The 11372-nt window shown below is 53.9% G+C and carries 19 protein-coding genes; all 19 read left to right on the top strand.

Annotation, left to right across the window (positions count from 1 at the left end; all coding sequences use genetic code 11):
- The first annotated feature begins 117 nt into the window (after positions 1 to 117).
- The 19 genes from rpsL (at position 118) to rpsN (ending at position 11178) form a co-directional block, all read left to right on the top strand.
- Positions 118 to 489, top strand: coding sequence for a 30S ribosomal protein S12 (gene rpsL / locus ACA063_RS26295; protein ID WP_002555494.1), 372 nt, complete (start codon positions 118 to 120; stop codon positions 487 to 489).
- A 117-nt stretch (positions 490 to 606) separates the two neighbouring features.
- On the top strand, positions 607 to 1077 hold the full coding sequence (gene rpsG, locus ACA063_RS26290; RefSeq protein WP_002555493.1) for a 30S ribosomal protein S7: 471 nt from the start codon (positions 607 to 609) through the stop codon (positions 1075 to 1077).
- A 30-nt stretch (positions 1078 to 1107) separates the two neighbouring features.
- A complete protein-coding gene (gene fusA / locus ACA063_RS26285; RefSeq protein WP_497663913.1) occupies positions 1108 to 3213 on the top strand; it encodes an elongation factor G in 2106 nt (701 codons plus the stop codon).
- Positions 3214 to 3244: 31 nt separating this feature from the next.
- On the top strand, positions 3245 to 4438 hold the full coding sequence (gene tuf, locus ACA063_RS26280; protein ID WP_008145495.1) for an elongation factor Tu: 1194 nt from the start codon (positions 3245 to 3247) through the stop codon (positions 4436 to 4438).
- 141 nt (positions 4439 to 4579) lie between these two features.
- On the top strand, positions 4580 to 4891 hold the full coding sequence (gene rpsJ / locus ACA063_RS26275; protein WP_003186070.1) for a 30S ribosomal protein S10: 312 nt from the start codon (positions 4580 to 4582) through the stop codon (positions 4889 to 4891).
- 80 nt (positions 4892 to 4971) lie between these two features.
- A complete protein-coding gene (gene rplC / locus ACA063_RS26270) occupies positions 4972 to 5607 on the top strand; it encodes a 50S ribosomal protein L3 (protein WP_003186059.1) in 636 nt (211 codons plus the stop codon).
- Positions 5608 to 5619: 12 nt separating this feature from the next.
- On the top strand, positions 5620 to 6222 hold the full coding sequence (gene rplD / locus ACA063_RS26265; RefSeq protein ID WP_007896707.1) for a 50S ribosomal protein L4: 603 nt from the start codon (positions 5620 to 5622) through the stop codon (positions 6220 to 6222).
- On the top strand, positions 6219 to 6518 hold the full coding sequence (gene rplW / locus ACA063_RS26260) for a 50S ribosomal protein L23 (RefSeq protein WP_002555488.1): 300 nt from the start codon (positions 6219 to 6221) through the stop codon (positions 6516 to 6518). Before rplD ends, rplW begins: the two co-directional genes overlap by 4 nt.
- Positions 6519 to 6532: 14 nt before the next feature.
- The gene (gene rplB, locus ACA063_RS26255; protein WP_032884535.1) at positions 6533 to 7357 is read left to right on the top strand and encodes a 50S ribosomal protein L2; all 825 of its coding nucleotides are present in this window, start codon (positions 6533 to 6535) and stop codon (positions 7355 to 7357) included.
- A gap of 16 nt (positions 7358 to 7373) precedes the next feature.
- Positions 7374 to 7649 carry a 30S ribosomal protein S19 gene (gene rpsS / locus ACA063_RS26250; RefSeq protein ID WP_002555486.1) on the top strand — a complete coding sequence of 92 codons (276 nt, stop codon included), beginning with the start codon at positions 7374 to 7376 and terminating at the stop codon, positions 7647 to 7649.
- Between the two features lie 13 nt (positions 7650 to 7662).
- On the top strand, positions 7663 to 7995 hold the full coding sequence (rplV, locus tag ACA063_RS26245; protein ID WP_003103908.1) for a 50S ribosomal protein L22: 333 nt from the start codon (positions 7663 to 7665) through the stop codon (positions 7993 to 7995).
- 13 nt (positions 7996 to 8008) lie between these two features.
- Positions 8009 to 8695 (top strand): 30S ribosomal protein S3, encoded by a 687-nt coding sequence (gene rpsC / locus ACA063_RS26240; RefSeq protein ID WP_003176422.1) that lies wholly within the window; start codon positions 8009 to 8011, stop codon positions 8693 to 8695.
- A gap of 12 nt (positions 8696 to 8707) precedes the next feature.
- Positions 8708 to 9121 (top strand): 50S ribosomal protein L16, encoded by a 414-nt coding sequence (gene rplP, locus ACA063_RS26235; protein ID WP_008145497.1) that lies wholly within the window; start codon positions 8708 to 8710, stop codon positions 9119 to 9121.
- Positions 9121 to 9312: a 50S ribosomal protein L29 gene (gene rpmC, locus ACA063_RS26230; RefSeq protein WP_008030901.1), complete on the top strand. Its 192-nt coding sequence runs from the start codon at positions 9121 to 9123 to the stop codon at positions 9310 to 9312. Before rplP ends, rpmC begins: the two co-directional genes overlap by 1 nt.
- 2 nt (positions 9313 to 9314) lie before the next feature.
- Positions 9315 to 9581: a 30S ribosomal protein S17 gene (gene rpsQ / locus ACA063_RS26225; protein ID WP_003176419.1), complete on the top strand. Its 267-nt coding sequence runs from the start codon at positions 9315 to 9317 to the stop codon at positions 9579 to 9581.
- Between the two features lie 23 nt (positions 9582 to 9604).
- Entirely contained in the window at positions 9605 to 9973 is a 369-nt protein-coding gene (gene rplN / locus ACA063_RS26220; RefSeq protein WP_002555479.1) for a 50S ribosomal protein L14, read from the top strand.
- A gap of 11 nt (positions 9974 to 9984) precedes the next feature.
- Entirely contained in the window at positions 9985 to 10299 is a 315-nt protein-coding gene (gene rplX, locus ACA063_RS26215; RefSeq protein WP_003176416.1) for a 50S ribosomal protein L24, read from the top strand.
- A gap of 20 nt (positions 10300 to 10319) precedes the next feature.
- Positions 10320 to 10859 (top strand): 50S ribosomal protein L5, encoded by a 540-nt coding sequence (gene rplE, locus ACA063_RS26210; RefSeq protein ID WP_003176415.1) that lies wholly within the window; start codon positions 10320 to 10322, stop codon positions 10857 to 10859.
- Between the two features lie 13 nt (positions 10860 to 10872).
- Positions 10873 to 11178: a 30S ribosomal protein S14 gene (rpsN, locus tag ACA063_RS26205; protein WP_003176414.1), complete on the top strand. Its 306-nt coding sequence runs from the start codon at positions 10873 to 10875 to the stop codon at positions 11176 to 11178.
- Positions 11179 to 11372: the final 194 nt, after the last annotated feature.

Genomic DNA, 11372 nt, shown 5'->3' with positions numbered 1-11372 from the left:
ACTGGGGACAAGATCCTCTTTAGACTCTTGTACCCCTAAATTTGGCGGGAATTCGTTCCTGCCATTTTGCTTTTCTTGCAAGACAATAGCGTCGCAAGACAACAGTGGAGCTAGTAGATGGCAACTATCAACCAGCTGGTACGTCAGCCGCGTAAGCGTATCGTCGAGAAATCCGACGTACCTGCGCTGCAGAACTGCCCGCAACGTCGTGGCGTATGCACTCGTGTGTATACCACCACGCCGAAAAAACCTAACTCGGCACTGCGTAAAGTATGCCGTGTGCGTCTGACCAACGGTTTCGAGGTTTCCTCGTACATCGGCGGTGAAGGCCACAACCTGCAAGAGCACAGCGTGGTACTGATCCGCGGCGGTCGTGTAAAAGACTTGCCAGGTGTTCGTTATCACACCGTACGCGGCTCTTTGGATACTTCCGGCGTTAAAGGTCGTAACCAGGGTCGTTCGAAGTACGGTACCAAGAAGCCTAAGTAGTAGCGGCTTTTTGTAAAACTGATTTTCTATTTTTCTGAGTCGATAAGAGTAAGGTCGGAGGCGTCCCGTAAGGGCACCGATTCCGAGCGAACCTGAAGACCGTTTGAGGGCTTATCCATGCCAAGAAGACGCGTAGCAGCCAAGCGCGAAGTGCTTGACGATCCAAAATACGGAAGCCAAATTCTGGCCAAGTTCATGAACCACGTTATGGAAAGCGGCAAGAAAGCCGTTGCCGAACGTATCGTTTATGGCGCGCTGGAAAAGGTTAAAGAACGCAAGAACAGCGACCCCCTGGAAATCTTCGAGAAAGCTCTCGACGCCATCGCTCCGCTGGTCGAAGTGAAGTCGCGCCGTGTAGGCGGTGCTACTTACCAGGTTCCGGTCGAAGTTCGCCCGTCCCGTCGTAACGCCCTGGCAATGCGCTGGTTGGTAGACTTCGCCCGTAAGCGCGGCGAGAAGTCTATGGCTCTGCGTTTGGCTGGCGAACTGTTGGACGCTGCCGAAGGTAAAGGTGCTGCAGTTAAGAAGCGTGAAGACGTGCACCGTATGGCTGAAGCCAACAAGGCTTTCTCGCACTACCGCTTCTAATTTTAGCGTCACTAATTTTGCGAGGGCTTTATGGCTCGTACAACACCGATTAATCGCTACCGTAACATTGGTATCGTTGCTCACGTGGATGCTGGTAAAACCACCACCACCGAGCGCGTCCTTTTTTACACTGGCAAAAGTCACAAAATGGGCGAGGTGCATGACGGCGCCGCGACCACAGACTGGATGGTTCAGGAGCAGGAGCGTGGTATTACCATTACTTCTGCTGCCATTACCGCCTTCTGGCAGGGTTCCGAGAAGCAGCACAAGGACCAATACCGCTTCAACGTCATCGACACCCCGGGCCACGTTGACTTCACTATTGAAGTTGAACGTTCCCTGCGTGTTCTCGATGGCGCGGTTGTTGTGTTCTGCGGCACCTCGGGTGTTGAGCCTCAGTCGGAAACCGTATGGCGTCAAGCCAACAAGTACGGCGTTCCACGTCTTGTTTACGTAAACAAGATGGACCGTGCTGGTGCGAACTTCCTGCGCGTGATCGGCCAGATCAAGCAGCGTCTGGGTCACACTCCGGTGCCAATCCAGTTGGCTATCGGTTCCGAAGACAATTTCCAGGGTCAGATCGATCTGATGGCCATGGAAGCTGTTTACTGGAATGACGCTGACAAAGGCATGACTCCACGTCGCGAGCCTATCCCTGCTGAACTGCAGGAATTGGCTGACGAGTGGCGCGGCAACATGGTTGAGGCTGCGGCCGAAGCCAGCGAAGAACTGATGAACAAGTACCTCGAAGGTGAAGAACTCACCAACGCGGAAATCAAGGCGGCTCTGCGTCAGCGTACTATCGCTGGTGAGATCGTCTTGGCTGTTTGTGGTTCTTCCTTCAAGAACAAGGGTGTTCCCCTGGTTCTCGACGCCGTTATCGATTACCTGCCAGCTCCAACTGACATTCCCGCCATCAAGGGTACTGACCCGGATGACGAGGAAAAGCAAATGGAGCGTCACGCAGACGATAGCGAGCCGTTCTCGGCTCTGGCTTTCAAAATCGCTACCGACCCATTCGTGGGTACTTTGACCTTCGTTCGAGTTTACTCGGGCGTGTTGGCCTCCGGCGACGGCGTGATCAACTCGGTTAAAGGCAAGAAAGAGCGCGTGGGTCGTATGGTGCAAATGCACGCAAACGCCCGTGAAGAAATCAAGGAAGTACGCGCTGGTGACATCGCGGCCTTGATCGGCATGAAGGACGTCACCACTGGTGAGACCTTGTGCAGCGCTGACAAGCCAATCATCCTGGTTCGCATGGACTTCCCGGAGCCGGTTATTTCGGTTGCCGTTGAGCCTAAGACCAAGGATGACCAGGAAAAAATGGGTATCGCTCTGGGCAAGCTTGCTCAGGAAGATCCATCTTTCCGCGTCAAGACTGATGAAGAGACTGGTCAAACGATCATCTCCGGCATGGGCGAGTTGCACCTGGACATCCTGGTTGACCGGATGCGCCGTGAGTTCAACGTCGAAGCCAACATCGGTAAGCCTCAGGTTTCTTATCGTGAGCGCATCACGAAGAGCTGTGAGATTGAAGGCAAGTTCGTTCGTCAATCCGGCGGTCGTGGTCAGTTCGGCCATTGCTGGATCCGTTTTGCTCCTGCTGACGAAGGTCAGGAAGGTCTGCAATTCGTGAACGAAGTAGTGGGTGGTGTGGTTCCTAAGGAATACATCCCGGCTATCCAGAAGGGCATCGAAGAGCAGATGAAGAACGGCGTTGTTGCCGGTTATCCGCTGATCGGCCTGAAGGCTACTGTGTTTGATGGTTCCTACCACGACGTCGACTCCAACGAGATGGCGTTTAAGGTGGCTGCCTCCATGGCGACCAAGCAACTGGCCCAGAAGGGTGGTGGTGAGTTGCTTGAGCCGATCATGGCGGTAGAGGTTGTTACACCTGAAGACTATATGGGTGACGTGATGGGCGACCTTAACCGTCGTCGCGGCATGATCCTGGGTATGGAAGATACGGTTTCCGGCAAAGTAATTCGTGCCGAGGTTCCGTTGGGTGAGATGTTCGGTTACGCAACCGACGTTCGCTCCATGTCCCAAGGTCGCGCAAGCTACTCTATGGAATTCAAAAAATACAATACGGCTCCGTCGCACATCGTCGAAACCGTTACCAAAAAACAAGGCTGATTCAGCCCCTTTAGGCTAGGAGTTAATTGTCGTGGCTAAAGAAAAATTTGACCGTACCCTCCCGCACGTCAACGTTGGCACCATCGGTCACGTCGACCACGGTAAAACCACGCTGACCGCTGCTCTGACTCGTGTTTGCTCCGAAGTTTTCGGTTCGGCCGTTGTTGCTTTCGACAAAATCGACAGCGCTCCGGAAGAAAAAGCTCGTGGTATCACCATCAACACCGCGCACGTTGAATACAACTCGCTGATCCGTCACTACGCTCACGTTGACTGCCCAGGTCACGCTGACTATGTGAAGAACATGATCACCGGTGCTGCACAGATGGACGGCGCTATTCTGGTTTGCTCGGCCGCTGATGGTCCGATGCCACAGACTCGTGAGCACATCCTGCTGTCCCGCCAGGTTGGCGTTCCGTACATCGTTGTCTTCCTGAACAAGGCTGACATGGTAGACGACGCTGAGCTGCTGGAACTGGTTGAGATGGAAGTGCGCGATCTGCTGAGCACTTACGACTTCCCAGGCGACGACACCCCGATCATCATCGGTTCCGCTCTGATGGCTCTGAACGGCCAAGATGACAACGAAATGGGCACCACTGCCGTTCGTAAACTGGTTGAGACTCTGGACAGCTACATCCCAGATCCAGTTCGTGTTATCGACAAGCCGTTCCTGATGCCAATCGAAGACGTATTCTCGATCTCGGGTCGCGGTACTGTTGTGACTGGTCGTATCGAGCGCGGTATCGTCAAGGTTCAGGATCCACTGGAAATCGTTGGTCTGCGTGACACTACCGTCACCACCTGCACCGGTGTTGAAATGTTCCGTAAGCTGCTCGACGAAGGTCGTGCCGGCGAGAACTGCGGCGTGCTGCTGCGCGGCACCAAGCGTGACGACGTTGAGCGTGGCCAGGTTCTGGTCAAGCCAGGTTCGGTTAAGCCGCACACTACCTTCGAAGCTGAAGTGTACGTGTTGAGCAAAGAAGAAGGCGGTCGCCACACTCCGTTCTTCAAAGGCTACCGTCCACAGTTCTACTTCCGGACCACTGACGTGACCGGTAACTGCGAACTGCCGGAAGGCGTTGAAATGGTAATGCCAGGCGACAACATCAAAATGGTTGTCACCCTGATCAAAACCATCGCAATGGAAGATGGTCTGCGTTTCGCTATTCGTGAAGGCGGTCGTACCGTCGGCGCTGGCGTCGTAGCCAAAATCATCGCTTAATAAGTGATGACTTGAAAAAGCCCCCGCCTAGCGGGGGCTTTTTTATTGGGTTGACACTGTAGTAGCCCGTCTATAGAATTGCGCCTCCTTTTAACGGGCGTATTGCGCTCGCTGGGAATAGCAGCCGGAGTCTGAAATCCAATGCAAAATCAGCAAATCCGTATCAGGTTGAAGGCTTTTGACCATCGCCTGATCGACCAATCCACCCAGGAAATCGTGGAAACCGCGAAACGTACTGGTGCTCAAGTGCGTGGTCCAATTCCACTGCCTACCCGTAAAGAGCGGTTCACCGTTCTGGTCTCCCCGCACGTCAACAAAGACGCGCGTGACCAGTACGAGATCCGTACTCATAAGCGCGTTCTGGACATCGTCCAGCCAACGGATAAAACCGTTGATGCTCTTATGAAGCTTGATCTTGCGGCCGGTGTGGAAGTGCAGATCAGCCTCGGCTAAGACTCGGTCTTAGTCGTGTAACGCTCTGAAATGGGCGGCCATAGCGGGTGAAAGCCCCGTACACTCATGAGGTTTACAACATGACTATTGGTGTAGTCGGTCGTAAATGCGGTATGACCCGTATTTTCACCGAAGAAGGTGTCTCCATTCCGGTCACGGTCATTGAGATCGAGCCGAATCGCGTCACCCAGTTCAAAACTGAAGAGACCGATGGCTATCGTGCAGTGCAAGTCACTGTAGGCGAGCGTCGTGCTTCGCGTGTTACAGCTGCTCAGGCTGGCCACTTCGCTAAGGCGAACGTTGCCGCTGGTCGTACCGTAATGGAATTCCGTCTTGAAGAAGGCGAGTACCAGGCCGGCGATCTGATCAACGCTGAAATCTTCGCTGCTGGTCAACTGGTTGATGTAACCGGTCAGTCCAAGGGTAAAGGCTTCCAGGGTACGATCAAGCGTTGGAACTTCCGCGGGCAAGATAATACCCACGGTAACTCCGTGTCCCACCGCGTTCCAGGCTCTATCGGCCAGTGCCAGACTCCTGGTCGTGTATTCAAGGGCAAAAAAATGTCCGGTCATATGGGCGCTGAGCGCGTGACCGTGCAGTCCCTCGAAGTAGTGCGCGTGGACGCTGAACGCAATCTGTTGTTGGTCAAGGGCGCTGTTCCTGGCGCTACTGGCGGCAACTTGGTTGTACGTCCAGCAGCCAAGGCTCGCGGTTAAGGGGAAGCTGACATGCAATTAAATGTAAATGACGCTCAAGCGATCGAAGTTTCCGAACTGACATTTGGCGGCGAATTCAACGAGACGCTGGTTCACCAAGCAGTCGTGGCCTACATGGCTGGCGGCCGTCAAGGTAGCAAGCAGCAAAAGACCCGTTCCGACGTTCGTGGTGGCGGTAAGCGCCCATGGCGTCAGAAAGGTACTGGCCGTGCTCGTGCCGGTACTATCCGTAGCCCAATCTGGCGTGGCGGCGGTACCACTTTCGCAGCTCGTCCTCAGGATCACACCCAGAAGCTGAACAAGAAGATGTATCGCGCAGCAATGCGTTCCATCCTTGCTGAGCTGGTGCGTACTGATCGTCTGGTTGTGGTTCAGGACTTCGCTGTTGATGCACCGAAGACCAAAGATCTGCTGAACAAACTGACCGGCATGGGCCTGACTGACGTCTTGATCGTGTCTGAAGTGGTTGATCAGAACCTGTACCTGGCTGCTCGCAACCTGCCACACGTTGATGTACGTGACGTGCAAGGTTCCGATCCAGTTAGTCTGATCGCATACGACAAGGTGTTGATCACCGTGTCGGCCGTGAAGAAATTCGAGGAGCTGCTGGGATGAACCAGGAACGCGTATTTAAAGTTCTGCTTGGCCCGCACGTTTCCGAGAAGGCTACGGTTCTGGCTGACAAGAAAGGCCAGTTCGTTTTCAAGGTTGCAACTGACGCAACCAAGCTGGAAATCAAGAAGGCCGTCGAAAGCCTGTTCAGCGTGAAAGTAGAGCGTGTTACTACCCTGAATGTTCTGGGTAAGAGCAAGCGCACTGCTCGCGGTCTGGGCAAGCGTAATGACTGGAAGAAGGCAGTTATCTCCCTTCAGCCAGGCCAAGATCTCGATTTCAGCAGCAGTGCTGAGTAAGGAAGGGGTGCATCATGGCAATCGTTAAATGCAAACCGACTTCCCCTGGCCGCCGTTTTGTGGTCAAGGTGGTCAACCAGGAGCTGCATAAAGGCGCTCCTCACGCACCGCTGCTCGAGAAAAAATCGAAGACTGGTGGTCGTAACAACAATGGTCGTATTACCACTCGTCACATCGGTGGTGGCCATAAGCAGCATTATCGTCTGGTCGATTTCCGTCGCAACGACAAAGATGGCATCACTGCCACTGTCGAGCGTATTGAATACGATCCAAACCGTACTGCTCACATCGCTCTGCTGCTGTACGCAGATGGCGAGCGTCGCTACATCATCGCCCCTAAAGGCGTGAGTGCTGGCGACCAGCTGATCGCAGGTGCTTTGGCGCCGATCAAGCCGGGCAACGCTCTGCAACTGCGTAACATTCCAGTTGGTAGCACCGTACACGGCATCGAATTGAAGCCAGGTAAAGGCGCGCAAATCGCTCGTTCCGCTGGTGCTTCGGCTCAGCTGATCGCTCGTGAAGGTGTCTACGTGACCCTGCGTCTGCGTTCTGGTGAGATGCGTAAAGTGCTGGCTGAATGCCGCGCGACCCTGGGTGAAGTCTCGAACTCCGAGCACAGCCTGCGTTCGCTGGGTAAAGCTGGTGCCAAACGCTGGCGTGGCGTTCGCCCAACCGTTCGTGGTGTTGCCATGAACCCGGTTGACCACCCACATGGTGGTGGTGAAGGTCGTACCTCTGGTGGTCGTCATCCGGTATCGCCATGGGGCTTCCCGACTAAGGGCGCGAAGACTCGTGGTAATAAGCGTACCGACAAAATGATCGTCCGTCGTCGCAAGTAAATAGAGGGATACGACAGTGCCACGTTCTCTGAAAAAAGGTCCTTTTATTGATCTTCACCTACTGAAGAAGATCGAAGTGGCGGCGGAAAAGAACGATCGCAAACCAGTTAAAACCTGGTCGCGTCGTTCGATGATCCTGCCACAAATGGTCGGTTTGACCATTGCAGTGCATAACGGTCGTCAACATGTTCCAGTTCTCGTGAACGAAGACATGGTCGGCCACAAACTAGGCGAGTTTGCCGGTACCCGCACATATCGTGGGCACGTGGCAGACAAGAAAGCCAAGCGTTAAGGGGTAAGGAACGATGGAAGTAGCCGCTAAGTTGTCGGGCGCTCGAATCTCCGCCCAGAAAGCCCGCTTGGTCGCCGACCAGATCCGCGGGAAGAAGGTGGGCGAAGCGCTCAACCTGTTGGCTTTCAGCAGTAAGAAAGCCGCCGAGATCATGAAGAAAGTGCTGGAGTCGGCCGTAGCCAACGCCGAGCATAACGAAGGCGCAGACGTTGATGACCTTAAAGTCAGCACCGTTTTCGTCAACGAAGGGCGTTCGCTGAAGCGAATCATGCCACGAGCCAAAGGCCGTGCTGATCGCATCGTCAAGCGGTCTTGCCATATCACTGTCAAGGTTGCTGACAAGTAACGGAGTCGAAGAGATGGGTCAGAAAGTACATCCCATTGGCATTCGCCTGGGAATCGTCAAGGAGCACACCTCCGTCTGGTACGCAGACGGTCGGACTTATGCGGACTATTTGTTCGCTGATCTGAAGGTGCGTGAGTATCTCCAAGACAAACTAAAAAGCGCGTCCGTAAGCCGTATCGATATCCATCGTCCGGCTCAAACTGCACGTATCACCATCCACACCGCTCGTCCAGGTATCGTTATCGGGAAGAAAGGTGAAGATGTTGAGAAACTGCGTCAGGACCTGACCAAGCAAATGGGTGTGCCTGTGCACATCAATATCGAAGAAATCCGCAAGCCGGAACTCGACGGTATGTTGGTTGCGCAGAGCGTAGCTCAGCAGCTGGAGCGCCGCGTAATGTTCCGTCGCGCTATGAAGCGCGCTGTACAAAACGCCATGCGCATTGGTGCCAAAGGCATCAAAATCCAAGTGAGCGGTCGTCTCGGCGGTGCTGAAATCGCACGTACTGAATGGTATCGCGAAGGTCGTGTGCCACTGCACACCCTGCGTGCCGACATCGACTATGCCAACTACGAAGCTCACACCACTTATGGTGTGATCGGTGTAAAGGTTTGGATCTTCAAAGGCGAAGTAATTGGTGGTCGCCAAGAAGAGCTGAAACCACAAGCACCAGCGCCTCGTAAAAAAGCTGCTAAGTAAGGGGTACGCCAAATGTTGCAACCAAAGCGTACGAAGTTCCGCAAGCAGATGACAGGCCACAACCGTGGTCTGGCTCAGCGCGGTAGCAAAGTCAGCTTCGGCGAGTTCGCGCTGAAGTCTGTAGCTCGTGGTCGTCTCACCGCTCGTCAGATCGAGTCAGCGCGTCGTGCTCTGACCCGTCACGTTAAACGTGGCGGCAAGATCTGGATCCGTGTATTCCCGGACAAGCCTATTTCCAAGAAGCCACTCGAAGTTCGGATGGGTAAAGGTAAGGGTAGTGTGGAGTACTGGGTTGCCCAGATTCAGCCAGGTAAAGTCCTGTATGAAATCGAGGGTGTAACTGAAGAGCTGGCGCGTGAGGCTTTTGCCCTGGCTGCTGCAAAGCTGCCGCTCGCCACCGCCTTTGTTAAACGGACGGTGATGTGATGAAAGCGAATGAACTTCGTGAAAAAGACGCGCCGCAGCTTAACGAGCAACTGCTCGGCCTGCTGCGCGACCAGTTCAATCTGCGTATGCAGAAAGCAACTGGCCAGTTGGGGCAGTCTCACCTGCTCCGGCAAGTTAAGCGTGACATCGCTCGCGTGAAGACTGTGCTCAAACAGCAGGCAGGTAAGTAATCATGGCTGAAGCCGAAAAAACCGTCCGTACGCTGACTGGCCGTGTTGTCAGCGACAAAATGGACAAGACCATCACCGTTCTGATCGAGCGTCGCGTTAAGCACCCGATCTACGGTAAATACGTTAAGCGTTCGACTAAGCTGCACGCGCACGACGAAACCAATCAGTGCCACATCGGCGACAAAGTCACTATTCGTGAAACTCGTCCTTTGGCCAAGACCAAGTCTTGGGCGCTGGTTGATGTTCTCGAACGCGCTGTGGAAGTCTAAGGACTAGGGGTCGGAGAAATTATATGATTCAGACTCAATCCATGCTCGATGTGGCCGATAACAGCGGCGCTCGCCGCGTTATGTGCATCAAGGTGCTGGGTGGCTCCCATCGTCGTTACGCTGGTATCGGTGACATCATCAAAGTTACCGTGAAGGAAGCAATTCCTCGCGGTAAAGTGAAAAAAGGCCAAGTGATGACTGCTGTTGTAGTCCGCACTCGTCACGGCGTACGCCGTGCTGATGGCTCCATTATCCGCTTTGATGGCAACGCTGCTGTTCTTCTGAACAACAAGCAAGAGCCGATCGGCACCCGTATCTTTGGGCCAGTGACCCGTGAACTTCGTACTGAGAAGTTCATGAAGATCGTCTCGCTCGCCCCAGAAGTGCTGTAAGGAGATCCGACATGCAAAAGATTCGTCGTGACGACGAGATCATCGTGATCGCCGGCAAAGACAAAGGTAAGCGCGGTAAGGTGCTTAAGGTTCTCGCTAACAACCGTTTGGTTATTGGCGGTCTGAACCTGGTTAAGCGTCATACCAAGCCTAACCCTATGTCGGGCGTGCAAGGCGGTATCGTCGAAAAAGAAGCTCCGCTGGATGCTTCTAACGTCGCCATTTTCAACGGCGAAACCAACAAGGCTGATCGCGTTGGTTTTAAAGTAGAAGACGGCAAGAAAATTCGTGTCTTCAAGTCGACCCAAAAAGCGGTTGATGCTTGAACACTGCTAGGTAGAAGACCATGGCACGACTAAAAGAGATTTACTGGAAGGAAATCGCACCGAAACTTAAGGAAGAACTTAAGCTTTCGAACGTGATGGAAGTTCCACGCGTTACCAAAATCACCCTGAACATGGGTCTGGGCGAAGCGGTCGGTGACAAAAAAGTCATCGAGCACGCTGTTGCCGACCTGGAAAAGATCACCGGTCAGAAAGTCGTTGTGACTTACGCTCGGAAATCCATCGCTGGCTTTAAAGTCCGTGAAGGTTGGCCGATCGGCGTCAAAGTGACTCTGCGCCGTGAGCGTATGTATGAATTCCTGGATCGTCTGCTGTCGATCTCCCTGCCTCGGGTCCGCGACTTCCGCGGCCTGAATGCCAAGTCCTTCGATGGTCGTGGTAACTACAGCATGGGCGTAAAAGAGCAGATCATCTTCCCGGAAATCGACTACGACAAGATCGATGCTCTCCGCGGTCTGGACATTACCCTGACCACCACTGCCAAGAACGATGATGAAGGTCGCGCGCTGCTGCGTGCTTTCAAATTCCCGTTCCGCAACTGATTGGAGTAGGAAAATGGCCAAGATGAGCATGAAAAACCGCGAGCTGAAGCGTCAGCTCACGGTTGCCAAGTACGCCAAAAAGCGTGCAGCACTGAAAGCTATCATCGTTGATCTGAACGCAAGTCCAGAAGCACGTTGGGAAGCTACAGTAGCTCTGCAGAAGCAGCCACGTGACGCAAGCGCTTCGCGCATGCGTAACCGCTGCCGCCTGACCGGTCGTCCACACGGCGTTTACCGCAAGTTCGGCCTTGGCCGTAACAAGCTGCGTGAAGCTGCAATGCGTGGTGACGTACCTGGTCTGGTTAAAGCCAGCTGGTAAGCAATATCAAAGTCTCGGTGCTTTGGATCGAAAGATCCTGACCACCGGTGACCTTGAACTTGAATCAAGCCCCTTTTGGGGCTTGATTCATTTGTGGGGTGTGTCTAGAATACCCGGCTCGCCTGAGCCCGTGCTTTTTTCGCATGGATGTACTCGGCGACACGTAGTAGCCGCAAGGCTAATTTTTTGTGTAT

Source organism: Pseudomonas sp. LBUM1643, assembly GCF_059716215.1.
Note: the sequence above shows the minus strand (reverse complement) of the source record. Positions and strands in the feature narration are given on the sequence as shown.

What these genes read in the sequence shown, in the direction of transcription:
- rpsQ (WP_003176419.1), top strand. Translation starts at nt 9,315, where the DNA reads ATGGCTGAAGCCGAAAAAACCGTCCGTACGCTGACTGGCCGTGTTGTC.
- rplB (WP_032884535.1), top strand. Translation starts at nt 6,533, where the DNA reads ATGGCAATCGTTAAATGCAAACCGACTTCCCCTGGCCGCCGTTTTGTG.
- rplW (WP_002555488.1), top strand. Translation starts at nt 6,219, where the DNA reads ATGAACCAGGAACGCGTATTTAAAGTTCTGCTTGGCCCGCACGTTTCC.
- rplX (WP_003176416.1), top strand. Translation starts at nt 9,985, where the DNA reads ATGCAAAAGATTCGTCGTGACGACGAGATCATCGTGATCGCCGGCAAA.
- rplD (WP_007896707.1), top strand. Translation starts at nt 5,620, where the DNA reads ATGCAATTAAATGTAAATGACGCTCAAGCGATCGAAGTTTCCGAACTG.
- rplP (WP_008145497.1), top strand. Translation starts at nt 8,708, where the DNA reads ATGTTGCAACCAAAGCGTACGAAGTTCCGCAAGCAGATGACAGGCCAC.
- rpsC (WP_003176422.1), top strand. Translation starts at nt 8,009, where the DNA reads ATGGGTCAGAAAGTACATCCCATTGGCATTCGCCTGGGAATCGTCAAG.
- rplC (WP_003186059.1), top strand. Translation starts at nt 4,972, where the DNA reads ATGACTATTGGTGTAGTCGGTCGTAAATGCGGTATGACCCGTATTTTC.
- rplE (WP_003176415.1), top strand. Translation starts at nt 10,320, where the DNA reads ATGGCACGACTAAAAGAGATTTACTGGAAGGAAATCGCACCGAAACTT.
- rpsG (WP_002555493.1), top strand. Translation starts at nt 607, where the DNA reads ATGCCAAGAAGACGCGTAGCAGCCAAGCGCGAAGTGCTTGACGATCCA.
- rpmC (WP_008030901.1), top strand. Translation starts at nt 9,121, where the DNA reads ATGAAAGCGAATGAACTTCGTGAAAAAGACGCGCCGCAGCTTAACGAG.
- rpsN (WP_003176414.1), top strand. Translation starts at nt 10,873, where the DNA reads ATGGCCAAGATGAGCATGAAAAACCGCGAGCTGAAGCGTCAGCTCACG.
- rplN (WP_002555479.1), top strand. Translation starts at nt 9,605, where the DNA reads ATGATTCAGACTCAATCCATGCTCGATGTGGCCGATAACAGCGGCGCT.
- fusA (WP_497663913.1), top strand. Translation starts at nt 1,108, where the DNA reads ATGGCTCGTACAACACCGATTAATCGCTACCGTAACATTGGTATCGTT.
- rpsJ (WP_003186070.1), top strand. Translation starts at nt 4,580, where the DNA reads ATGCAAAATCAGCAAATCCGTATCAGGTTGAAGGCTTTTGACCATCGC.
- rpsL (WP_002555494.1), top strand. Translation starts at nt 118, where the DNA reads ATGGCAACTATCAACCAGCTGGTACGTCAGCCGCGTAAGCGTATCGTC.
- rplV (WP_003103908.1), top strand. Translation starts at nt 7,663, where the DNA reads ATGGAAGTAGCCGCTAAGTTGTCGGGCGCTCGAATCTCCGCCCAGAAA.